12 protein-coding genes and 1 riboswitch are annotated in these 23,971 nt (G+C 62.8%); of the genes, 6 read left to right on the forward strand and 6 right to left on the reverse strand.

The window, feature by feature from the left end:
* Position 1 precedes the first annotated feature (1 nt).
* Positions 2–610, forward strand: a complete 609-nt coding sequence (locus GM668_RS16070) for a chemotaxis protein CheB (RefSeq protein WP_229499407.1) — start codon at positions 2–4, stop codon at positions 608–610.
* Entirely contained in the window at positions 607–3,786 is a 3,180-nt protein-coding gene (locus tag GM668_RS16075; RefSeq protein WP_155439973.1) for a response regulator, read from the forward strand. The genes GM668_RS16070 and GM668_RS16075 overlap by 4 nt, the downstream gene beginning before the upstream one ends.
* Before the next feature lie 106 nt (positions 3,787–3,892).
* Here the strand turns inward: GM668_RS16075 and GM668_RS16080 are convergent, their stop codons facing one another.
* The 3 genes from GM668_RS16080 to GM668_RS16090 form a co-directional block, all read right to left on the reverse strand.
* Positions 3,893–5,707, reverse strand: a complete 1,815-nt coding sequence (locus tag GM668_RS16080; RefSeq protein ID WP_155439974.1) for a DUF885 domain-containing protein — start codon at positions 5,705–5,707, stop codon at positions 3,893–3,895.
* Between the two features lie 289 nt (positions 5,708–5,996).
* Positions 5,997–7,169, reverse strand: a complete 1,173-nt coding sequence (locus GM668_RS16085) for an HPP family protein (protein WP_155439975.1) — start codon at positions 7,167–7,169, stop codon at positions 5,997–5,999.
* A 4-nt stretch (positions 7,170–7,173) separates the two neighbouring features.
* Positions 7,174–7,659, reverse strand: a complete 486-nt coding sequence (locus GM668_RS16090) for an Lrp/AsnC family transcriptional regulator (protein WP_155439976.1) — start codon at positions 7,657–7,659, stop codon at positions 7,174–7,176.
* Between the two features lie 128 nt (positions 7,660–7,787).
* On the opposite strand from GM668_RS16090, the gene GM668_RS16095 reads away from it, so the two are divergent.
* Both GM668_RS16095 and GM668_RS16100 read left to right on the forward strand, forming a co-directional pair.
* Complete coding sequence (locus GM668_RS16095; RefSeq protein ID WP_155439977.1) at positions 7,788–9,818, forward strand: aminotransferase class V-fold PLP-dependent enzyme; 2,031 nt, start codon at positions 7,788–7,790, stop codon at positions 9,816–9,818.
* A 277-nt stretch (positions 9,819–10,095) separates the two neighbouring features.
* Positions 10,096–18,750 (forward strand): GH36-type glycosyl hydrolase domain-containing protein, encoded by an 8,655-nt coding sequence (locus GM668_RS16100; RefSeq protein ID WP_155439978.1) that lies wholly within the window; start codon positions 10,096–10,098, stop codon positions 18,748–18,750.
* Positions 18,751–18,754: 4 nt separating this feature from the next.
* Here the strand turns inward: GM668_RS16100 and GM668_RS16105 are convergent, their stop codons facing one another.
* Positions 18,755–19,243 carry a hypothetical protein gene (locus GM668_RS16105; RefSeq protein ID WP_155439979.1) on the reverse strand — a complete coding sequence of 163 codons (489 nt, stop codon included), beginning with the start codon at positions 19,241–19,243 and terminating at the stop codon, positions 18,755–18,757.
* A gap of 108 nt (positions 19,244–19,351) precedes the next feature.
* On the reverse strand, positions 19,352–20,269 hold the full coding sequence (locus GM668_RS16110) for a LysR family transcriptional regulator (protein ID WP_155439980.1): 918 nt from the start codon (positions 20,267–20,269) through the stop codon (positions 19,352–19,354).
* Positions 20,270–20,413: 144 nt separating this feature from the next.
* Here GM668_RS16110 and GM668_RS16115 point away from each other — a divergent pair, with 144 nt between their 5' ends.
* Positions 20,414–21,169 (forward strand): SDR family oxidoreductase, encoded by a 756-nt coding sequence (locus GM668_RS16115; protein WP_155439981.1) that lies wholly within the window; start codon positions 20,414–20,416, stop codon positions 21,167–21,169.
* A gap of 51 nt (positions 21,170–21,220) precedes the next feature.
* Here the strand turns inward: GM668_RS16115 and GM668_RS16120 are convergent, their stop codons facing one another.
* Positions 21,221–21,796 (reverse strand): TMEM165/GDT1 family protein, encoded by a 576-nt coding sequence (locus GM668_RS16120; protein ID WP_155439982.1) that lies wholly within the window; start codon positions 21,794–21,796, stop codon positions 21,221–21,223.
* A gap of 97 nt (positions 21,797–21,893) precedes the next feature.
* Positions 21,894–22,001: riboswitch (yybP-ykoY riboswitch) on the reverse strand.
* 115 nt (positions 22,002–22,116) lie between these two features.
* On the opposite strand from GM668_RS16120, the gene GM668_RS16125 reads away from it, so the two are divergent.
* The gene (locus GM668_RS16125; protein WP_155439983.1) at positions 22,117–23,970 is read left to right on the forward strand and encodes a M1 family metallopeptidase; all 1,854 of its coding nucleotides are present in this window, start codon (positions 22,117–22,119) and stop codon (positions 23,968–23,970) included.
* The last annotated feature ends 1 nt before the right edge of the window (position 23,971 follow it).

The raw sequence follows: 23,971 nt of genomic DNA on the forward strand, positions 1-23,971 counted from the left end.
GATGACCATGCCTGTGAAAAAAGTGCAGGGCACGCGGCGCTACAGCGCTGTGGCCATTGCTGTGTCGACGGGCGGAGTGGAAGCGCTGAAGCGTGTATTGCCGCCGTTGCCGGCTGGCTTCCCGCTGCCGGTGCTGGTCGTGATCCATATTGCTGCCGCCAGCGGCGACGGGCTGGCGCGCCTGCTGGACGGCATGTCGAAGCTGCACGTGAAAGAAGCGGATGAAGGCGAGCTGGCAGTGGCCGGTACCGTGTACATGGCGCCGCCGGACTATCACATGCTGGTGGAACTCGATGGCGGGCTGGCGCTGACGTTTGATCCACCCGTGAATTTTGCGCGGCCGTCGGCCGATGTGCTGTTTGAATCGGCTTGCGCCAGCTATGGCCCGGCGCTGATCGGCGTGGTGCTGACGGGGGCAGGGTCGGATGGCGCCATGGGTTTGGCGCACATTGGCGCGGCAGGCGGCTACACCATCGTGCAAGACCCGGATGATGCGCTCATGGATGCCATGCCGTGTGCGGCACTGGCGTGCCGCACACCGGACAGCGTGGTCAAGCTCGATGCGTTGCCTGCGCTATTGCAAAAGCTGGCTGCGGAGGTTCAACCATGAACCGCATCCATCCGTTTCCCGTTTTGCTGGTTGACGACAATGACAACAATTTGCTGGCATTGTCAGGTTTGCTCGATGGTGTCGACAATCTGGAAATCGTCACCGTCACCAGCGGCGAAGAAGCGTTGCGCCAGTTGCTGCGGCGCGAATTCGGCCTGGTGCTGCTGGACGTGCAAATGCCCGGCATGGATGGCTATGAAACGGCCACGCTGATGCGCGCCAATCCCAAGACCCGCCACGTACCGATCGTGTTCGTTACGGCGGAAATGGATGGCGCCCAGTTTGCTTTCCGCGGCTATGAAAGCGGCGCCGTTGATTATCTGGTCAAACCCATTGAAGCCGTGGTGCTGCACGCCAAGGTCAACGTGTTTGCCACGCTGTTCCGGCAGCGGCTGGCCATCATTGAATTCGAGCGCTACGTGCACCAGGTGGAAAACGTGCTGGCGGCGCGGCGTATCGGGCCGGAAGGGCAGCAGCTGCGCCTGTTGATCGTTGACGACCAGCCAGCCAACTTGCTGGCGCTGGAAGGCATGCTCAGTGACCTGGAAGATGTGCAGCTGGTGCGCGCTAACTCGGGGCCGGAAGCGCTGCGTGCCGTGCTGCGCTCGGATTACGCGGCCGTGCTGCTGGACGTGCAAATGCCGGGCATGGATGGCTTTGAAACAGCGGAACTGATCCGCGCCAATCCCAAGACAGCCACGTTGCCGATTATTTTCGTCACGGCCGGCATGAAGGGGCGCGATGCCCAGTTCAAAGGATATGAACTGGGCGCAGTGGATTACCTGATCAAGCCACTGGAACCAGCGATCCTGATGTCCAAAGTGCGCGTGTTTTGCGACTTGTACAGGCAGCGCATGGCGCTGGAGCAGCAAAGCTCGCACCTGGAAATTCTCGTGGCGGAACGCACGGAAGCGCTGCGCCGCAGTGCTGATGAATTGACGGAGAGCCGCGAGCGCTATCGCCGCTTGCTGGGCGCCGTGACGCACCAGCTGTTTTCGCTGCGCCGCAGTGGCGACGCACTGCGTTCCTATGGCCACGGCTCCGGCTGCGAAGCGGTGACGGGCTACCCGCCGCAAGCATTTGAAAACGACCCGACCTTGTGGCTGACCATCGTGCCGGAAATGGACCGCGCGCAAGTGGCCGCCCGTGCCGCCGCGGCGCTCGACAACAATGCCATCAGCCAGCTGGAACACCGCATACGCTACGCCGACGGTTTGCCGCGCTGGGTGCGTTCGACGTTTGTGCGGGCCGGCACGGAAGAGGCGCCGGCTTGCGACGTGCTGATTGAGGATATTGACCAGCGCCGCCGCGTTGAAGAAGACCGCGCGCGCCTGGTTGACCAGTTGGCGCTGGCCACGCGGGCGGCCCGCCTTGGTATCTGGGACTGGAACCTGGCGACCGATGAACTGGTGTGGGATGAACGCATGTACCAGATGGTGGGTGTCACGCCGGGTGAACTGGGCGATGCGCACCATACGTGGCTGGCGACCGTGCATCCGGACGACCGCGCGCTGTGTGAACGGGCCAAGCTGCAGGCGCTGGAACGGGACCAGCCTTATGACATTGAATTCCGCGTGTGCCGCCCGGATGGCACGGTAAGGTACATCAAGGCCGACGGCCAAGTGGTGCGCAATGCGCAGGGCCAGCCGATGCGCATGACGGGCATCCATTACGACATCACGGAACGCAAACAGGCGGAAGAAGAAATGCGGCGCCACCGCGACCACTTGCTGGAACTGGTGGATGAACGCACGGCCAGTTTGCTGGCGGCCACCAAGGCGGCGGAAACCGCGAACCGCGTGAAATCGGAATTCCTGGCCAAGATGAGCCACGAGCTGCGCACGCCGCTCAATGCCGTGATTGGCTTTTCCCAGCTGATGGCGCGCACGCAGTCGCTGTCGCCGGACCAGCAGCGCAACCTGGAAATCATCCACCGCTCGGGCCAGCATTTGCTGACGCTGATTAACGACGTGCTGGCGCTGTCGAAAATCGAAGCGGGCGGCACGCAGCTTGATCCTGCCGATACGGACCTGGCGCGGCTGCTCGATGAAGTGGCGGAAATGCTGCGCATCCGCGCGCAGGCTGCGGGACTGGAATTGTCGCTGGTACTGGAAGGCATACGTGATGAGCAGCTGGCGGTGCGGGTCGATTCCGTCAAGCTGCGCCAGGTGCTGATCAATTTGCTGGGCAACGCGCTGAAATTCACGCAACAGGGCAGCGTGCAATTGCATGTCCAGGCGGAAGTGGTCAACGGCCAGTCGCGCGTGGCCTTTATCATCCGCGACACGGGTGTCGGCATGTCGCGAGCGGACTTGCAGCGCATCTTTGAACCGTTCGTGCAAGTGGGCTCGCACACGGGCGAAGGCGGCACGGGCCTGGGATTGGCGATTTCACGCCAGTATGTGGAATTGCTGGGAGGTGAACTGGAGGTGGAATCGGAACTGGGACATGGCTCGATGTTCCGCTTTGCGCTGACCTTGCCGATGGCTTCCGCGGCGCCTGCCGCACCGCTGGTGCTGGGGCAGGTGCTGGGATTGGACCCGTCACAGCGCGGCAGGCGCGTGCTGGTGGTGGATGATGACCGTGAATCGCAGATGCTGCTGGGCGAATTGCTGGAGCCGCTGGGCTTCGTCGTGGCGTATGCGGGCGACGGCATTGAAGCGCTGTCGCGCATGAACAGTTTTACGCCGCACCTGGTGCTGATGGACTGGCGCATGCCGCAGCTGGACGGGCTGGCGACGATACGGCGCATCCGCAGCCAGGCCGATGGTCCCCAGCCGCGCATCATCATGTGTACGGCCAGCGCGTTCGAAGAACAGTGCACGGTGGCGCTGGACGCGGGAGCTGATGCATTCCTGCGCAAGCCGCTCAATGTCAACGAACTGTATGCGCACATTGAAAACCAGCTGGGATTGCATTTCCAGCGCGGCCCGGCGCCGGCGCAAGCGCAGGGCGCTATGGCGGCCAACAGCGTGGTGGAAGTGCAGCGGGACGAATTGGCGGCGTTGCCGGAAGAGATACGGATCGCGCTGAAAGAAGGAGCGCTGGCGCTGGACCAGCACCGCCTGGCGGGCGCGCTGGCCGCCATCGAAGGCCAACACCCGGACCTGGCGATGCGCTTGCGGCATATGACTGCCGCGTTCAGGTACCGGGAGTTGTGGGCGCTGCTGCCTTAACCGTGCGACGGCGCTGGCAAATAACGGCTGGCTAACTCCGTTGGGCGGCTTTTACAAAGCCGCGGGGCCGTCAACGCCTGCATGCGCCGCGTTGACGTATGCTGCGTCACTTGGCCGAAGCAATCCAGGCGTTAACCTTCTTCTCCAGCAGCGCCAGCGGCAGCGTGCCATCGCCCAGCACGACTTCATGGAACTTCGGCAGGCTGAATTTGTCGCCCAGCGCTTTCTTCGCCTTCTCGCGCAGTTCAACGATCTTCAGCGCGCCGATCTTGTAGCCCAGCGCCTGGCCCGGCCACGCCATGTAGCGTTCCGTCTGATTCTTCGCCACGTCCTGGTCGCCCAGCGTTTCATACATATAGGCGATGGTTTTCTCGCGGCTCCAGCCTTTTGCGTGCAAGCCCGTGTCGACCACCAGGCGCACGGCGCGCAGCAGTTCGTCGTTCAGGTGGCCGAAGTATTGGGCGGGATCGTCGTACAGGCCCATGTCCTTGCCCAGGGTTTCCGCATACAGCGCCCAGCCTTCCGTGAAGGCGTTGTTGCCGCCGAATTTGCGGAACTTCGGCTGATCCATTTCCTGCGTCAATGCAATGTGGAAGTGGTGGCCAGGTTTGCCTTCGTGCAGGAACAGCGTATTCATGCCGGTGCTGTTGTATTTGGCCGGGTCATTGACGACGGACCAGAACACGCCCGGGCGGGAGCCATCGGCGGCCGGCGACGTGTAATGATCGGAGGCGGTGGCGCGCGACAGTTCAGGCTCCAGGCGCAGGTCCAGCTTTGCCTTTGGCATCAGCGTAAACATTTGCGGCAGCTTGGTGTCCAGCAGCGCGTTCAGGTTGCGGTACACGGCTTGCACTTCATCTTCCGTCTTGAACGGGTAGAACTTGGCTTGCTTGCCGACCCACACCGGCAGGCCGGATGGCGGGCCATCGTAGCCCAGCTTCGGTCCCAGCACGGCGAATTGCTGCTGGATGCGCGCCACTTCCTTCAGGCCGATTTCATGGATTTGTTCCGGGGTCAAGGCAGTGGTGGTGGCATCGGCCACATTGGCCAGGTACCACGCGCGGCCATTGGGCAGCGCGCTCCAGCCGGACGTATCACGGCAGGCCGGCAGGTATTCGTTTTCCAGGAATGCCGCCAGGCGCTGCAGCGCGGGATTCAGGCTGTTGGCAATGGTGTCGCGGTATGCATTGGTTAAGCGCTGCTTGTCCGCGTCGCTGAACGTGGCGGGCAGCTTGGTGATGGGCGTGTAGTAAATGCTGCTTTGGGCATCGGCTGCCACCAGCTTTTTGAATTGCGGCAGGGCCGACACCATCAGTGCTTTCGGCAGCACGATTTTCTTCGCCATGCCTTCGCGCATATTGGCGATCGCCTGGTCGATCCACGCCGGGGTCTTCGCCAGGCGGGACAGGTAGGCGTCATATTCCTTGACGGTGCCGATCGGTTGCGAACCTTCTCCGCCGGCGAAATTGGCCAGCGTGACGGGGATGCTGTCCATCTGGTTCAGCGGCAGCAAGTGTTTTGGGAACGGCTCGAACGCCAGCAGGGTTTTCAGCTCGAACGCCAGCACGTCATAGTTGATGCGGTCGCTGCGGTTCAACTGCGCGCGGGGAATGGCTTTCAGGCGCTTCTGGTAGCTGTGGTACAGCGCGTATTGTTTCGCGCGTACTGCCGGCACGATATCCATTGTCATCTGGTCATCGAAGCGGTTGTCGCCATTTTGCGTGGCGCTGACGGGGTCGAAGCGGGCGACCGCATCATAGTATTCGTCGGCAAGGGCCGCCAATTGCTGCTGCGCCTGCGGTGCGCTGGCGGCAGGTGCTGTTTCAACTTTGTGGGCAGGGGATGGCGCGGCAAAAGCGGCAGGCGTCCAGGCCAGTGCAACGGCGGTAGCCAGCGCGGCCAGGGTAGAGCGATGATTCATGTGCGGTTCCTGGGTAAGGTCGAAGGTGAAAGCATACCCATATGGGGTCAGGCGTGCAATCATGCATTCCCCCCGTGGGGTCAGGCGTGCATTCGTGCATTCTCGTCCAGCAGCAAACCCCGCCAAATCAACCTCTCTGCGGGAAGGACTGCCTTGGCGGCGGCGATTCCGGTGCGGGCAGTGCCTCGACAGCCTGAAACTGTGCGCTATCAGCCTGATTTTGCTGCAACAGCAGGGGCGTAAAACCGCGAATGCACGATTGCACGACTGACCCCGCCGGTTAAATGCATCAATGCACGACTGACCCCAGGCCGTCTGCGAGGCGGCTTTCATACAGGGCGGCGACGACGTCGGACTGTGTGACGATGCCGGCGAAGCGGGCTTCGTCGTCGACCACGGGGATGTGGTGGTGGCCTGAATCCGCCATCAGCGCGACCAGTTCCACCACCGGGGTATCGAGCTGCGCCACCACGGGGTGGGTATGCATGATCTGCCCCACCACTTCCGCCTTTTCCGTATGCGTGACGCCGCTCTTGCGCAAGAAGCTGCGCAGCCGGTTGCGTACGCCCTGGTAGTCATCGAGCCCGCTATGGTCGAGGAAATCGCCCTGCGTGACGATGCCGATCACACGCCGCGCGCGGTTCAGCACGGGCAGCGCCGCCACATGGTGGCCGCGCATGTCGCGCCATGCGGCTTCCAGCGCTGTGCCGAATTCCGCAGTCGCCACGTCCTTCGACATAATGTCCGCGCAGCGAATCACGCCAAAGCGCCGCTTATACGCCTGCAATTCCGTGCGCAGGAAGATTTCTTCCAGGTCGTCGCGCGATACGTCCAGCACCTGGTTGTACTGCTTCAGCACCGCGTCCAGGTCTTCCGGCTGAAAGCCCAGCCGCATGGTCGGCACCGGGTCTTGCGTCGCATGGGGATTCGGATGGGGCGCCTGCTGCGTGTGCGGATAACGGCGCCCCGTCAAATTGTTGTAAGCCATGGCCGCCAGCACCATCAGCACGGAATTGAGCAGCAGCGGTCCCACTGCAAACTCCACCGCCACCGCGTGCAAGGCGGGCCCGCCCATTGCCACCGACAGCGCCATGCCGCCGCCCGGCGGATGCAGGCAGCGCAGCGCAAACATGGCGGCAATCGCCAGCGCCACAGAAAGGGCGGCAACGGCCACGCCATCGCCCAGCCAGCGCACGCACAGCGCCGCCGCCAATGCCGACACCACGTTGCCGCCCACGACCGGCCACGGTTGCGCCAGCGGGCTGGCCGGCAGGCAAAACAGCAGGATAGCGGATGCGCCCACGCCGCCCACGAGGAAAAGATGGGCCGGACTATGCGCCAGCAGGAATTGCGAAATCGCGCCGGTCAGCAGCAGCGCGATAAACGCGCCGGCCGCGGCCCGTGCCCGTTCACGGAAGGACGTATAGCTTTGTGCGGGGAGCAGCGATTGCAGAAAATTCATCAGATTACTTCGGAGTCCCATGCGCGACCAGATGCAGCGGCAGCGCCGTGGTGTACTTGATTTGTTCCATGGAGAACGCAGATGATACTCCGGACAGCTGCGCCACCTTAATCAGTTTTTTGTAAAAACGGTCGTACCCTTCGATATCTGTGGTCACGACTTTTAACAGATAGTCGATATCGCCGCTCATGCGGTGAAATTCCTGTACTTCCGGTAGCGATTCCACCGCTTGGGCAAACCGTTCCAGCCATTTGTCATCGTGCTGGCTGGTGCGCACGCTGACAAATACCGTGACGGGCAATCCCGCCTTGCGCCGGTTCACGATGGCCACGCGCCGCTCCAGGTAGCCATCATCTTCCAGCCGCTTCAAGCGCTTCCAGCACGGCGTGCTGGACAACCCCACCTTTTGCGACAGTTCTGCCACGGATAGCGTGCCATCCACCTGCAGTGCGCCAAGGATGGCGTAATCATAATGGTCGAGTGTATTCATTCTATTAATGGCGAAAATTAAGCATGTATATGCTAAGTGTAGTGGATTTCGCAGTGAAGTTTGGAATGAATCGTTTCGTACGGCTGCGTAAACTGTTGAGTATCCAGAATTTGACTCAAATCAATACCATGACACGAGAAATTTATCTCGACGGCAACGCCACCAGCCCGGTCTTGCCAGCCGCCATCGATGCCGCAGTCCATGCCATGCAACTGTGCTATGGCAACCCCAGCAGCACTCACACGACAGGCTTGCAGGCGCGTGCATTGCTGAACAGTGCCCGCGAACGCGCCATGCGCGTGATCGGCGCCGGCAACGGGCGTGTGATGTTCAACAGCGGCGCGACGGAAGGCATCCAGACCGCCGTGCTGTCGTCGCTGTGCGCGTTGCGTGCACGCCGCGATGCGGGGGAAGCCATCGGTACGTTGCTGGTCTATGGCGCGACGGAACACAAGGCCGTGCCGCAAAGCCTGTCGCACTGGAATACGGTGCTGGGCCTGAACCTGGAACTGGCTGCACTGCCGGTCGATGGCAATGGCTTGCACGATCTCGATGCATTGCGTGCGCTGGCGCCACGTGCGGCCATGGTGTGCACGATGGCGGCGAATAATGAAACCGGCGTGCTGTCCGATATCGCCGGTATCGAAGCCGTGTTGAACGATACGGCATGCACGGCTTACTGGATGGTCGATTGCGTACAGGCGCTGGGCAAGTTCCGTTTGCAGCTGGCTAACAGCCGCATTGATTACGCGCCGTTTTCCGGCCACAAGCTGTATGCGCCGAAAGGCATCGGCATGCTGTACGTACGCGACGGCGCGCCGTTCACGCCGCTGATCGTCGGTGGCGGACAGGAAAGCGCGCTGCGCTCGGGCACGGAAAACATGGCAGGCATCGCGGCGCTGGACGCCGTGCTGGCTGCGCTGGAGCAGGGCGGCGTATTCCGCACGCACGACCAGCTGTGCGACTTCCGCGACCGCCTGGCGGCCAGCCTGCGCCGCGCCTTCCCTGGCATCGTCTTCAATGCGCCGTTTGAACATGCATTGCCAACCACGCTGAATTTCTCCGTGCCGGGTTTGACCAGCCGCGAATTGATGGATGTCTTCGATGCGGGCGGCGTGCGTGTCAGCTCCGGAAGCGCATGTTCGTCGGCCAAGGCAGCGCCCAGCTATGTGCTGGAAGCGATGGGTGTTCCCGCATGGCGTGGCGCCAGCGCGATCCGCATGTCGTTCGGCCCCCTGGCAGACGACGCGATGATTGCCGCCGCGTGCGGGCAGATCGAACGGTGCGGCGTGATCTTGAATGCCGCCGGCAAAGGCGTCAGCGGCGAAGCGGCGGCACCCTACGTGCTGCAACTGGGCAGCGGCGGCGACTGCAGCTGGCTGGTGCTCGATGGAGCCAGCAATACTGCCGTCGTGATTGACCCCTGCGCTGAGCATGATGAGCGCATCGCCGCGCAGCTGGAATACCATGGCTGCCGCATGCTGGCCGTGCTGTCCACGTCGCCACGTCCGGGCCTGGCGATGGCCGGTATAGACAGCTATGGCTGGCCGCTGGACAGGGAAGCGCTGGTGTTTGGCGGCCAGCGGCTGGAACGCGCCGATTGCGGCGCCGGCCAGCAAGCGTATTTGCTGGGGACCGATATCGGCACGGAATTGCCCCGTGCCGCCGTGCGCCACGCATTCATCGGCAATGCGGCGCCCCAGCAACTGTCAGCCTTCGTGCATGACGATACCCTGCTGTGCGCCGCGCGCGATGAGCACCAGCCGGTATGCAGCAGCTTGCGCGTCACGCGCCGCCAGCCAGGCGACATGGAGAGCGATATGCACCTCGACAGCGAGAGCTTGCACAAGCTGCTGGCGGATTATCCGAACGCACTGCTGGTCGACGTGCGCGAAAGCGGTGAGCATGCCGCCAGCGGCATCGGCGCACCAGGTGCGGGGCCGGATGGCCGCACGGTGCTCAGTGTGCCGCTGGGCCGCCTGACCAGCCATATTGGCGGCTGGCTGCAAAGCGGCGTGCCGCTGGTGTTTTGTTGCCGCAGCGGCGCGCGCAGCGCCAAAGCCGCCGCATGCCTGCGCCGCCTGGGCCACCTGCATGCCTATGACCTGGCCGGCGGCATGGCGCTGACCAGCTGGCATCGGCTGCCGCACGCCGCCTGACGTAACGCTGCCTGACTGAACACTGCCGGCAGGAAACCCGGCAGGCGCGTGTATGTACGGCACCGCACAGTAGCTATACGTGCGCTTCCGTACTATTGCTTGGACCATACTTAACTTCCCGTTACGCGGGCAGATTGCGAGGTCCAAGTTGAACGAGCAACCGAAATTCTTGCGTTACTTTACGTTTGGTTTCCGCGAAGATGCACCGAGCGCAGTACAAGACAACACTGCTGATGATGATTCTCCTTTGCGCGCGGAATTATTCAGTGCACAGCAAATGGCAGCCCACGGCAAAGTGTTGGCCGCCAGCCACGAACTGAGCAAGCGGCAGGGCCCTGACCGCCTGCTGGCGCGCCTGCGTGAAAACGCCGACGTCATTGCGCAGACGTGCGAAGAATTGACGGAGGCCGTGAAATCGTCGCGCCAGATCACGCCCGCGTCGGAATGGCTGCTCGACAATTCATACCTGATCGAAGACCAGATCCGCACGGCCCGGCGCCACCTGCCGAAAAATTACAGCAAGGAGTTGCCCCGCCTGGCCCGAGGCGCGCCCGATGGCACGCCACGCGTATACCAGATTGCGCTGGAAATCATTGCCCACGGCGATGGCCGCGTCGACCCGGAAAGCCTGTGCCGTTTCGTCGATGCGTATCAGGAAGTGGCCACGCTGAAGCTGGGCGAGCTGTGGGCCATCCCCATCATGCTGCGGCTGGCGCTGATTGAAAACTTGCGCCGCGTGGCGGCCCGCGTGGCCGATAACCGCATGCAGCGCGACCTGGCCAATACGTGGGCCGACCAGATGATGGACATCGCAGACAAGAACCCCAGCGGCTTGATCTTGCTGGTGGCCGACATGGCCCGTTCCCATCCGCCGCTGTCGAGCGGTTTCGTGGCGGAACTGGCGCGCCGCCTGCAGGGGCAAAGCGCGGCCTTGACTTTGGCGCTAACGTGGCTGACGCACCGGCTGGCGGAAAATGGTCTGACCATTGAACAGATGATCCAGCAAGAAATCCAGACGCAGGCGGCAGAGCAAGTGTCGATTGCCAACAGCATCGGCAGCCTGCGTTTCCTCGGCACGATGGATTGGCAAGAGTTCGTGGAAACCATGAGCGTGGTCGAGCAAACCTTGCGCCTCGATCCGGCCGACGTCTATGGCGACATGGATTTTTCCACGCGCGACCAGTACCGCCACGTGATTGAAAAACTCGCGCGCCGCTCACCGCACAGTGAACAGGAAATCGCCGCCATGGCGGTCGAACTCGCGAAAAGCAAGCATGGCAATGGCGGCGATCACCGCATGGGCCACGTCGGCTATTACCTGATCGGCCGAGGCGTGGTCTTGCTGGAAAAACAGGCCGCCGTGCGCTGGCCCCTGGGCATCGCATTGCAGCAGACGTCGCGCGCATCGCCACTGACGTCGTACCTGGGCGCGGTTGCTGCGCTCACCGTGGTGCTGGCCGGGCTGGCGGTGGACCACGCCATGCGCGGCGGCGTGCAAAGCTGGTTATTGGTGGTGCTGGGCGTGCTGGCCGTGGCCGCCGGCAGCCAGCTGGCGCTGGCGCTGACCAACTGGGCCGCCACGTTGCTGACGCGGCCTAACCCCTTGCCCCGCATGGATTACCGCAACGGCATCCCCAGCGATGCGCGCGCGCTGGTGGTGGTGCCGACACTGATCTATAGCAAAGACAATGTCGATGAACTGGCCGAGCAAATCGAAGTGCGCTTCCTGGCCAACCGGGATCCGAACTTGCGCTTTTGCCTGTTGACGGATTTCGCGGATGCGAAAGAAGAAACACTGCCGGGCGACGCGGCCCTGCTACAGCAGGCGCAAGACCATATCCGCCGCCTCAATTCAAAGTACACGCCGGGCGCGGATGCGACGCCCCCTGGCGCGGCTGCCACCGTTCCGCCGGCCGGCAATGCGCCCGCCGCACCGTTTTTGCTGCTGCACCGTCCGCGCGTGTGGAATCCGGCGGAAGGCGTGTGGATGGGGCGCGAGCGCAAGCGCGGCAAGCTGGAAGACTTGAACCGCTACTTGCGGGGCGGCGCGCGCGACCGCTTTTCACTGGTGGTGGGGGACGTCGATGACCTGGAAACCGTCCGCTACGTGATTACGCTCGATACGGATACGCGCCTGCCGCGCGATGCGGCGCGCCAGTTCGTCGCCTCCATGCAGCATCCGCTGAACCGTCCCCGTGTAGACCCGCGGCATAACCGCGTCGTCGACGGCTATGGCATCCTGCAGCCCCGTGTTGCGGTCAGCCTGCCCAGCGAACAGGCGTCGCGCTATGAGCGCCTGTGCGGCGGCGAGCCGGGCATCGACCCGTACACCCGCACGGTGTCCGATGTGTACCAGGACGTGTTTTATGAAGGCTCGTTTATCGGCAAGGGCATTTACGATGTCGACGTGTTTGAGCAGGTGCTGGGCGGCCGCTTGCCGGATAACCGCATCCTCAGCCACGATTTGCTGGAAGGCTGCTACCTGCGGGCCGGTCTGCTCAGCGATGCGCAACTGTATGAACAATACCCGGCCAGCTACAGCGACGATATCTTGCGCCGCCAGCGCTGGATACGGGGCGACTGGCAATTGCTGTCATGGCTGATGCCGCGCACGCCGCTGCCGGGAGCCGATGGCCGTCCCACCGGCCGGGAACGCAATCCGCTGTCCTGGCTGTCGCGCTGGAAGCTGTTTGATAATTTGCGCCGCAGCCTGGTGCCGCCAGTGCTGGCGCTGTCGCTGCTGCTGGCGTGGGCCGCGCTGCCGGAACCGTGGTACTGGACGCTGGCCGTGCTGGCCGTGGTATTCGTGCCGCCGCTGGCCTCGGCCGTGTATGACCTGCTGAACCGTCCGCGCGATACGCTGTGGAGCCAGCACATTACGCAATCGCTGTGGCGCAGCCGTTTGCACTTTGCGCATGCGCTGCTGACCATGGTGTTCTTGCCGTATGAAGCGTACATCAGCGTCGATGCGATAGCCCGCACCACGTGGCGCCTGCTGGTATCGAAACGCCGCCTGCTGCAGTGGCGCGCTTCCGCGCTGGCGCGGGCCGGCAATGCGCCGGCAGATTACTGGCGCACGATGTGGGTGGCCCCCGTGGCGGCGGCCTTGATCGGCGCTGCGCTGGCGGTGTTCCGTCCGGAAGCGCTGCCCGCGGCATTCGCGCTGCTGCTGGCGTGGCTGGCCGCGCCGCTGGCGGCGTGGTGGATCAGCCGTCCGCAGCCCCGCGAGCTGGCGGAATTGTCGGACGAGCAGGGCGTCTTCCTGCATATGCTGGCGCGCCGTACGTGGGCGTATTTCGACACCTTTGTCGGACCTGATGACAACTGGCTGCCGCCGGATAACGTGCAAGAGCACCCGACCCAGGTGATTGCCCACCGCACGTCGCCCACCAACATGGGCATGGCGCTGCTGGCCAATTTATCCGCGCATGATTTCGGCTATATCTGTGGCGCGCAATTGATAGCCCGTACCTTGAATACGCTGAATAGCATGGGCAAGCTGGAACGCTACCAGGGTCACTTCTACAACTGGTACGACACAGTGACCATGAAGCCGCTGCACCCGATTTACATTTCATCGGTGGACAGCGGCAACCTGGCGGGCCATTTGCTGACGTTGCAGCAGGGGTTGCTGCACCAGATCGATGAACCCATTGCGGGCGGGCAGCTGTTGCAGGGCATCGCCACGACGATCCAGGTGCTGGCGGAAAGCGCGACGAATGCGGTTGCAGTGCAAGGCAGCGCTGCCGGGAACGCGGCGGCTGCGCCGCTGCCTGATGCCTTGCTGGCGCTGGGACGCGAATTCGCTGCCGCGCCGCCACCGTCATCGCTGCTGGACATGCATGCCTGCCTGCAGCGGGCCGCCCGCGCCGCCGATGCGTATCAACCGGACCGCGCGGATCCTTCCGTCCAGTATTGGGCGGCAGCGTTGCGCAACCAATGCAGCGCCGCGCTGGAAGACCTGGAAGCGCTGGCGCCGTGGCTGACCGCCGGTGAGGTATTCGACGCCAACATGGTGCGCATGCCGACTTTGCGCCAATTGGCGGACATGGATCACGCGGGCGCCGCCGTGCAATCAGACCTGGCGCCGGCAGAGCGGGAGCGCCAGGATGTGCTGGCCCGTCTCGTGTCGCAAGGCAGCAAGCTGGCCCGCAGCCGCATCGCGCAGCTGGAAGAACTGGCGCGTGAATGCGGCCAGTTCGCTCAAATCGAGTACGGCTTCCTGTTCAATCCCACGACGAAATTGCTGGCCATCGGCTACAACGTGACGGAGCGCCGGCTGGACGCCAGCTATTACGATTTGCTGGCGTCTGAAGTGCGGCTGGCCAGCTTTGTCGCCATTGCACAGGGCCAGCTGCCGCAGGAACACTGGTTTGCGCTGGGCCGCCAGCTGTGCATCCTGAACGGTGAACCGGTGCTGCTGTCGTGGTCCGGCTCCATGTTTGAATACCTGATGCCGCTGCTGGTCATGCCGACCTATCCGGAAACACTGCTGGACCAGACGTATCATTCCGTCATCGATGCGCAAATCGAATATGGCAAACAGCGCAGCGTGCCGTGGGGCGTATCGGAATCCGGCTACAACACGACGGATGCGGCGCTGAATTACCAGTACCGCGCGTTTGGCGTGCCGGGCCTGGGCTTGAAGCGGGGACTGGCCGATGACCTCGTGATCGCACCGTATGCGACGATGCTGGGCTTGATGGTGCGGCCGGAAGCATCGACCACCAACTTGCAAAAGATGGCGGCGCTGGGCTTCATGGGCCGCTACGGCTTCTATGAAGCCATTGATTACACGCAGGCGCGTTTGCCGCGCGGCCAAACCCACGCAGTCATCCGTTCCTTCATGGTGCACCACCAGGGCATGGGCTTGCTGGCGCTGTCGTACTTGCTGCATGACCGGCCTATGCAGCGCCGCTTTGAGTCCGACCCGCAATTGCAGGCGACCTTGCTGGTGTTGCAGGAACGCAGTCCGCAAGCGGGCGCGTTTTATTCGAGCACGGCGGAACAGGCGGCCATCCGCAGCGCCGCGCAAGAACAGGCGATGCTGCCGATGCGTATCCTCACGCAAGCGAATACCGCCGTGCCGGAAACCCAGCTGCTGTCCAATGGCCGCTACCACGTGATGGTGACCAATGCCGGCGGCAGCTACAGCCGCTGGAATAATTTGTCCGTCACCCGCTGGCGCGAAGACAGTACGCGCGATAACTGGGGCCAGTTCTGCTATATCCGTGACCTCGATGACGGCGCGTACTGGTCTACCACGTACCAGCCGACGCTGATGGAACCGCGCAAATACGAAGTAATCTTCTCGGAAGGGCGGGCGGAATTCCGACGCACGGACAAGGAACTGGAGCTGTACACGGAAATCGTCGTATCGCCGGAAGATGACATTGAAATGCGCCGCACGCGCATCACGAATAAATCCGACCGCAAGCGCCAGATTGAAGTCACCAGCTTTGCGGAAGTCGTGATGGCGCCGGCACCGGCCGATGCGGCCCATCCCGCGTTCAGCAAGCTGTTCGTGCAAACGGAAATCCTGCCGCAGGAAACGGCCATCCTGTGCACGCGGCGCGCACGCGGCAAAGGAGAAAGTCCGCCATACATGCTGCATTTGATGACGTTGCACGATGCGGCCATTGCCAACGTGTCGTATGAAACGGACCGTTCACGCTTCATTGGCCGCGGCAACACGGCGATGGCGCCGCGCGCCATGCAGGACAGGGAACCGCTGTCCGGAGCCGAAGGTTCCGTGCTCGATCCGATTGTCGCGATCCGCTATTGCATCACGCTGGAACCGGACGAATCCGCCGTGGTCGACATCGTGACCGGCATGACGGATACGCGCGACGCGGCCCTGCACCTGATCGACAAGTACCAGGACCGCCACCTGGCGGACCGCGTGTTTGAACTGGCATGGACGCACAGCCAGGTGGTGCTGCGCCAGTTGAATGCCAGCGAAACGGATGCGCAACTGTATGGCCGCCTGGCCAACAGCGTGATTTATCCGAATGCTGCGCTGCGCGCCGACCCGTCGATCCTGACGCGCAACCAGCGCGGCCAGTCCGGCCTGTGGGCGTATGCGATTTCCGGCGACTTGCCGATCGTGCTGCTGCAAATCCGCGATCCCGCCAATATCGAACTGGCGCGGCAAATGGTGCAGGCGCACGCTTACTGGCGCCTGAAAGGGCTGGTGGTGGACCTGGTGATCTGGTACGAAGACAATTCCGGCTACCGGCAGGCGCTGCATGACCAGATCATGGGGCTGATTGCTTCCGGTATCGATGCGCAGGCCATCGACCGTCCCGGCGGCATCTTTGTGCGGCTGGGCGACCAGATTGCGCCGGACGACCGCATCTTGCTGCAATCGGTGGCGCGCGTCATCATCAGCGATGACCGGGGCACGCTGGCGGAGCAAATCAAGCGCCCGGGTCCCGCCGCATTGCGCATGCCGCCGCTGCTGGCCGATGCGCGCGGTGAATATGCGGATGCGGGGCCGCACACGCGCCGGCCCCAGGGCCTGTTGCTTGATAACGGCATCGGCGGCTTTGCGCCGGACGGACGCGAATATGTGATTGTCACCAATGCGCAGCAGCGCACGCCGGCGCCGTGGTCGAACGTGCTGGCCAACCCGCAATTCGGCAGCGTGATTTCCGAAAGCGGGCAAGCGTATACGTGGCAGGAAAATGCCCATGAATTCCGTTTGACGCCGTGGCATAACGATCCCGTGTCCGATGGCAGTGGTGAAGCGTTTTACATCCGCGACGAGCACAGCGGCCAATACTGGTCGCCATCCGCGCTGCCGGCGCGGGGTACGGGCGATTACGTGACGCGGCATGGCTTTGGCTACAGCACGTTTGAGCATACGGAAGCGGGCATCACGACGGAAATGACGGCCTTTGTCGCACTCGATGCGCCGGTGCGCTATTCCGTGATCCGCGTGCGCAATGATTCGCAAGTCAGCCGCCGCCTGTCCGTCACGGGTTACGTGGAGTGGGTGCTGGGCGATATGCGCTCGAAATCCGGTATGCACATCATCACGGAAGTCGACGCGGCAAGTGGCGCGCTGCTGGCGAAAAATCCCTACAACACGGAGTTCTCTGGCCGGGTCGCGTTCTTCAATGCGGATGCGGCCATCCGCTCCGTGACGGCGGACCGTATGGAATTCCTGGGCCGCAATGGCACCATGGCCAATCCCCAGGCATTGCGGCGGGCGCGCTTGTCGGGCAGGGTGGGCACAGCGCTCGACAGTTGCGGTGCGATCCAGGTGCCGCTGGATTTGCTGCCGGGGCAGGAGCGGGAAATCGTGTTTGTACTGGGCCTGGGCGGGCGCCGCAACGCGGACGCGTCCAGCCTGGTGTTGAAACATGGCCGGCTGGCGGCCGCGCATGAAGCGCTGGCGGCCGTGCACGCGCACTGGAACCGCGTGTTGAATGCCGTACAGGTGAAGACGCCGGAGCCTGCGCTGGACGTGATTGCCAATGGCTGGCTGATGTACCAGACCATTGCGTGCCGCATGTGGGCGCGCAGCGGTTATTACCAGTCCGGCGGCGCGTTTGGCTTCCGCGACCAGTTGCAGGATGCGATGGCGATGGTGCATACAGAGCCGAAAATCCTGCGCGACCACATCGTACTGTGCTGCGCGCATCAATTCCTCGAAGGGGACGTGCAGCACTGGTGGCATCCGCCATCGGACCGCGGCGTGCGTACGCACTGTTCGGATGACTATTTGTGGCTGCCGCTGGCCGTGGCGCGCTATATCAGCACCACGGGCGACACGACGATCCTCAATGAAACCGCGCACTTCCTGGAAGGGCGCCCCGTTAAGCCGGAAGAAGATTCGTATTACGACTTGCCGGCACGCTCGCCGCAGACAGGCGACGTGTACGACCACTGCATGCGGGCCATCCGCAATGGCTTGCGCTTTGGCGCGCATGGCTTGCCGCTGATCGGTTCGTGCGACTGGAATGACGGCATGGACAAAGTCGGCGAAGAGGGTAACGGCGAGAGCGTCTGGTTGGCGTGGTTCCTGATCGACGTACTGCAGCGCTTTGCCGACGTGGCGGACATACGGCTCGACGGCGCATTCGCGTCCGAGTGCAGGGAAGAGGCGCGCAAGCTGGCGGCCAATATCGAGAAAAATGCGTGGGATGGCCAGTGGTACCGGCGCGCATACTTTGACGATGGCACGCCTTTGGGCTCGCACGGCAATGAAGAATGCCAGATCGATTCGATTTCGCAGAGCTGGGGCATCTTGTCCGGCGCCGCCAACCGCGAACGGGTGGCGGGCGCCATGCAGCAAGTGGACCACCGCCTCGTGCGGCGCGATTATGGCTTGATCCAGTTGCTGGACCCGCCGTTTGACAAGGCGGATTTGAATCCCGGGTACATCCGCGGCTATGTTCCCGGCGTGCGGGAAAACGGCGGCCAATACACGCACGCCGCCATCTGGACCGTGATGGCGTTTGCCAAGATGGGCGACGTGCAGCGGGCGTGGGAGTTGATGCGCATGATTAACCCGGTGCAGCATGGGTCCACGGCGGAGCGCAGCGCTGTCTACAAGGTCGAGCCGTATGTGGTGACGGCGGACGTGTATGCGGTGGCGCCGCACATCGGGCGGGGCGGCTGGAGCTGGTACACGGGGTCGTCAGGCTGGATGTACCGCTTGATCCTGGAATCCCTGCTGGGCGTGACCCGCGCCGCTGACCGCTTGTTCGTGCAGCCGCGTATCCCGGATGAGTGGGAGGGCTTCTCCGTCAGCTACCGCTACGGTGGCAGCGTGTATGAAATCGACGTGAAACGCGATGCATCGGCAGTGGCGTCACTGACTGTTGATGGCGTCGCGCAGCGGGGCATGGAGATTGCGCTGGCCGATGATGGCAAAGTGCACAAGGTGGAGCTGGCGGCGCCGAGGAGCGGGGCCGCCGGTTGACGGCTTAGTGATAGCGCGTTGGGCTCAGGTGGTCCCGGAACAGATGGATTAAATCATCATCGGCAGCCAGCACGGTGCGCGTCACCACCTGGTTGTGGATGATCCATTCCGCCACGTAGGTGCCGCCTGCGTCGCCCAGCAATGCCCGGAAGCCGCAATTGTTTTCGTCATAGCAGAAGCCGCCGAATGAGCGGGGCATGTCTTTTTCACTGAGCTGCGGGTTGAACATGCCTTTGGTATCGAGCATATAGCGTTTGCTGCCCACCGACACGGTAACGGGCGCCAGTTCCGTGCGGATTTCGCTGACGACGCCTTGCGTTGCAACGCCATCCACCACACAGGTTTTGTACGATTGATGGCAATCGCGCAGCGTGTGCTGGCTGGCCGCGAATGGCTTTTCTTCCACCGACAGCGCGGCGCCGCCATCCAGTTTCAGTTGATATTCGGCGCCAACGGCGCTGGCAGGCAGGGTCAATATCGCGAGCCATCCCATCAAGAATTTCCGCATCGTGTCGTCTTTCAATTAGTGTGGATAACGCCAGCATTATTGAATGAAAAAGTGGCGGGAATTCTCTCGGAAAATAACAGAGCGGCAATTACTTTAGCCGGCGATCCGCCAGCTCGGCTGGCTGAGATGGCGTACGAAGAATTCCGACAAGACTTCGATCTTGGCAGGCCGTGTCCGCGCCGAGGGCGTGACAAAATACAGCCCGCCACGCGGCAGCGTCCAGTCACGCAAAATCGGCACCACGCTACCGTCGCGCACCTGGTCCGCACAAATAAATTCCGGGAACTCGGCGATCGCCAGGCCCGCCAGCACTGTGGGCATCAGGGCATCGGCATTGGTCACCCGCAATGGACCAACGGGTTTAATCGCCGCCTCTTCCCCTGCCTCATTGGTGAAGCGCCAGACGTCGCTGCGCGCGCGGTAAGCGTATCCGAGGCATGCATGCCGGACCAGTTCTGACGGATGTTGTGGCGTCCCATGCCGGGCCAGGTAAGCCGGGGAGGCCACGACCAGTGGCGACACGGGACACAGCCGACGCGCGACCAGCGAAGAATCAGGCATGACGGCAATGCGCAGCGCCGCATCGAAACCTTGCCCGACCAGATCGACTTGCGCATCCGACAAATGCAGGTCCACCGACACCTCAGGGTATTCGCTGAAAAACGCGGGCAGCAGCGGTGCCACCCAGCGCAGGCCGAAAGACATGGGTACAGACAGCCGGATCAGCCCGCGCGGGCGGGCCGACATCTCGCGCGCTGCCCCTTCCGCCGCCTCGGCTTCCTGATACACCTTCATCGCGCTTTCCGCTATGACGTGGCCGAACTCCGTCAGCGCCAACTGGCGTGAAGTCCGGTTCAGCAGCCGCGCACCGAGCCGTTCCTCGAGCCGGGCCACGGCGCGCGAAACCGTGGCTACCGACACACCGAGGGCGCGCGCCGCGCCGGCGAAGGAGCGTTCTTCCGTGACCTTGGCGAACATAGCCAAGCCTTCGAAGTCCGGCAGTGCAGACATAGAGATCACCTGCAAAAATGAAATGATGGTTTGCGTTTGTTGCTATTTTAAATCGTGTGCCGTGTGACTACCATGGGTTCATCGGGCCACGCAGGATGCGGATGGCCCGCCAACTTGACTGACACTGACACGAAGGAGCACATCATGACTCGCAAACTCGACAACAAAATCGCCGTCATCACCGGTGGCACCAGTGGTATTGGCCTCGCCACCGCCAAGCGTTTTGCGCTGGAAGGGGCGCAGGTGGTCATTACCGGCCGCCGCCAGGCAGAGCTGGACGCCGCGGTGGACGCCATCGGCCACAACGCGATGGGCTTGCGCGTCGATTCCAGCAACCTCTCCGCGCTGGACAAGCTGTATGGTGAAGTCAAAGAACGATTTGGCCGCATCGATGTGTTGTATGCGAACGCCGGCGGCGGCTCGATGTTGCCGATGGGGGAGATCACCGAAGAACAATTCGACGATACGTTTGGCCGCAACGTGAAAGGCACGCTGTTCACCGTGCAGAAAGCGTTGCCGCTGCTGTCGAAAGGCGCTTCGGTGATCATGACCGGGTCGACGGCGGGCAGCAGCGGCACGCCGGCCTTCAGCGTGTATGCCGCCAGCAAGGCTGCCGTGCGCGCGTTTGCCCGCAACTGGATCCTGGACTTGAAAGACCGCGGCATCCGCATCAATACCCTCAGCCCGGGCGCGACCCGTACGCCAGGGTTGGTCGGACTGGCCGGCGATGACGCGCAGCAGCAGCAAGGCTTGCTGGACCACCTGGCGTCGCAGATCCCGATGGGCCGCCTCGGCGACCCGGATGAGATTGCGAAAGCCGCTGTCTTCCTCGCATCGGACGACGCTAGCTTCGTCAATGGCATTGAGCTGTTTGTCGATGGCGGTATGGCCCAGATATAAACAGCAGGCGCCTGCGTCCGGCAATGCGCCGGACGTGCCGTCAAGCCTGTCTTAACGCAGCCAGCGGTCCCCCGCACCCAGCAGCGTCGCCACACCCAGCACGGCAAAAATCATCGCCGCAATGCCGTGCACGAGTTTTAACGGAATGCGGTCCGCCACGCCTTTGCCCAGGTACACGGCTGGCACGTTGGCCAGCATCATGCCGAACGTGGTACCGGCCACCACGGCCGCCAGGCTGTCGAAACGGGCAGCCAGCGCCACGGTGGCGATCTGCGTTTTATCGCCCATCTCCGCGAGGAAAAAGGCCATCACGGTGGCGGCAAACACGCCATATTTGGCGGCCGGCTGGTCGTCTTCATCGATTTCATCGGGAATCAGCATCCAGCCCGCCATGGCGATGAACGAGATGCCCAATACCCAGCGCAGCACATCGGGGCCCAGCAAGCCGGTGATGAGCGAACCGGCCGCGCCGGCAAAGGCGTGGTTGAAAATGGTGGCAGTGAAGATGCCCAGCACGATGGGCACGGGACGGCGGAATTGCGCGGCAAGGCAGAATGCCAGCAACTGGGTTTTGTCGCCGATTTCGGCCAGGGCGACGATGCCGGTGGAGATCAGGAATGCTTCCATGGGAATTGCGCAGCGGACCGGAAAAAGACCGATTGACCAATGCGCGGCTCCGGCCCTGTCTGCGTAATGGTGGCCGCGCATGATCAATGGTCTCGTCAAGCCATGCAATGTTGCAAGGCCACCTGCGCCACGGCCTGCGGGCCGATTATGTTGACGCGGGTTCTTCCGGGACCGGAAGCTGACTACTCCCCAAAGTTCAGAGCGGATCATAACACAGACAATGCACACAGACAGTGCACACAGTCCGCACGCCCCCTGTGCTATGCTGCACCGCGCCTGCCCGGGAGAGCCGGCTTTCCATCCACTGAATGAACAGAACTATGCGAACGAATACCATCTTGCGCATGACGCTGTGCGCGCTGTTTGCCCACACGGCGGCCAACGTCCACGCAGATCCACTCAGCTATGCGCGTTACGACCAGGTGCGCACCACCGACTTGCACCTCGACTTGAAAGCCGACTTTGCCCGCAAAACCCTGACCGGCTATGCGGAACTGAGCCTGAACTGGCTCGATAAATCCGCCCGCTCGCTGGTGCTCGACACGCGCCAGCTCAGCATCGCCAAAGTGCAGGTGCTGCAGCCGAACGGCCGCTGGGCCGCCGCGTCGTACATGCTGGACAAGCCGGATGCCGAGAAGGGCCAGGCGCTGCGCATCGCGCTGTCCACGCAGCCGGAAAAAGTCCGCATTTATTACCACACGGCGCCGACCGCGCCCGCGCTGCAGTGGATGACGCCGCAGCAAACCATGTCCGGCAAGCGGCCATTCATGTTCAGCCAGTCGGAGACCATCGATGCCCGCTCGTGGGCGCCGGTGCAGGATACGCCGGCCGTCCGCTTCACGTACAGCGCCCGCATCGATGCGCCGCAAGGCTTGCGTGTCGTGATGAGCGCGGAAAACGACCAGAAAAGCACGGGCGCGGGCGGCTGGAAATTCAAGATGCCGCAGCCGGTACCTGCCTACCTGCTGGCGATCGCCATCGGTGAACTGGAATTGCGCAACCTGGGCCCGCGCACGGCCGTGTATGCGGAACCTGCGCGTATCGAAGCGGCTGCGTATGAATTGGCCGATACGGAAAAAATGGTGTCGGCAGCGGAATCGCTGTATGGCCCGTACCGGTGGGGACGCTACGACATGATCGTGCTGCCGCCATCGTTCCCCATCGGCGGTATGGAAAACCCGCGCATGACGTTCCTGACGCCGACCATGATTGCGGGCGACCGCAGCCTGGTGGACTTGATTGCCCATGAACTGGCGCACTCGTGGTCCGGCAACCTGGTCACCAACGCGACGTGGAAACACTGGTGGCTCAATGAAGGCTTCACCACTTACGTGACGACGCGTATCGTGGAAAGCATTTATGGCAAGGAAGTCGCGGAAATGGGCTTGCAGCTGGAACAGGAAGAATTGTTCGCATCGCTGAAAGACATCCCAGTTGCCAAGCAGGCGCTGATCACGCGCGACCCTGACGGCAATCCATCGCAGACGTACACGGATGACCAGCTGGCGTATCCGAAAGGCGCGTGGCTGCTGCATACGCTGGAGCAGCGCGCGGGCCGCGACGTGTTCGATCCCTTCCTGCGCGGCTGGTTTGACCAGCACGCATTCCAGTCGGCGACAACGGAACAATTCGTCGCGTACCTGCAGAAAAACCTGCTGGATGCGCATCCGGAAGTCATGAGCAAAGCAGAGCTGGACGAGTGGCTGTATGGTCCTGCCGTACCGGCTACCGCCAAGCATACCGTGTCGCCGCGCCTGACGGCGCTCGACGCGCAGCGCGACGCCTGGCTCAAAGGCGAATTGCCGACTGCGAACCTGGACACGAAAAACTGGGTCGCCATCGAGTGGATGCACTTCCTGAATACCATCGATGGCAAGGCCACGGCGCAGCAAATGAAAGAGCTGGACCAGGCTTTCGCCCTGGGCAAGAGCGGCAACAATGAAGTGGCGTTCCGCTTTTACCTGGCCAGCGTGAAGGCAGGCTACAGCGTGCGCGAGCCGCTGACGGCATTCCTGATGAATGTGGGCCGCAAAAAGTTTGTGCTGCCGCTGTACACGGCGCTGCTGGCCAGCCCTGCCGAGCGCGAATGGGCGCTGGCGATTTACCGCAAGGCGCGTCCACGCTATCACCCGGACACGCAAACCAATGTCGACAAAGTGCTGGGGAAACGCTGAC

Source organism: Pseudoduganella ginsengisoli (genome assembly GCF_009720865.1).
Classification (GTDB): domain Bacteria; phylum Pseudomonadota; class Gammaproteobacteria; order Burkholderiales; family Burkholderiaceae_D; genus Rugamonas; species Rugamonas ginsengisoli.

Bases quoted from the DNA above. Each gene is read 5' to 3' on its own strand.
- GM668_RS16125 (WP_155439983.1), top strand. From the start codon at position 22,117: ATGCGAACGAATACCATCTTGCGCATGACGCTGTGCGCGCTGTTTGCC.
- GM668_RS16090 (WP_155439976.1), bottom strand. From the start codon at position 7,659: ATGAATACACTCGACCATTATGATTACGCCATCCTTGGCGCACTGCAG.
- GM668_RS16115 (WP_155439981.1), top strand. From the start codon at position 20,414: ATGACTCGCAAACTCGACAACAAAATCGCCGTCATCACCGGTGGCACC.
- GM668_RS16105 (WP_155439979.1), bottom strand. From the start codon at position 19,243: ATGGGATGGCTCGCGATATTGACCCTGCCTGCCAGCGCCGTTGGCGCC.
- GM668_RS16110 (WP_155439980.1), bottom strand. From the start codon at position 20,269: ATGTCTGCACTGCCGGACTTCGAAGGCTTGGCTATGTTCGCCAAGGTC.
- GM668_RS16085 (WP_155439975.1), bottom strand. From the start codon at position 7,169: ATGAATTTTCTGCAATCGCTGCTCCCCGCACAAAGCTATACGTCCTTC.
- GM668_RS16095 (WP_155439977.1), top strand. From the start codon at position 7,788: ATGACACGAGAAATTTATCTCGACGGCAACGCCACCAGCCCGGTCTTG.
- GM668_RS16075 (WP_155439973.1), top strand. From the start codon at position 607: ATGAACCGCATCCATCCGTTTCCCGTTTTGCTGGTTGACGACAATGAC.
- GM668_RS16080 (WP_155439974.1), bottom strand. From the start codon at position 5,707: ATGAATCATCGCTCTACCCTGGCCGCGCTGGCTACCGCCGTTGCACTG.
- GM668_RS16070 (WP_229499407.1), top strand. From the start codon at position 2: ATGACCATGCCTGTGAAAAAAGTGCAGGGCACGCGGCGCTACAGCGCT.
- GM668_RS16100 (WP_155439978.1), top strand. From the start codon at position 10,096: ATGGCAGCCCACGGCAAAGTGTTGGCCGCCAGCCACGAACTGAGCAAG.
- GM668_RS16120 (WP_155439982.1), bottom strand. From the start codon at position 21,796: ATGGAAGCATTCCTGATCTCCACCGGCATCGTCGCCCTGGCCGAAATC.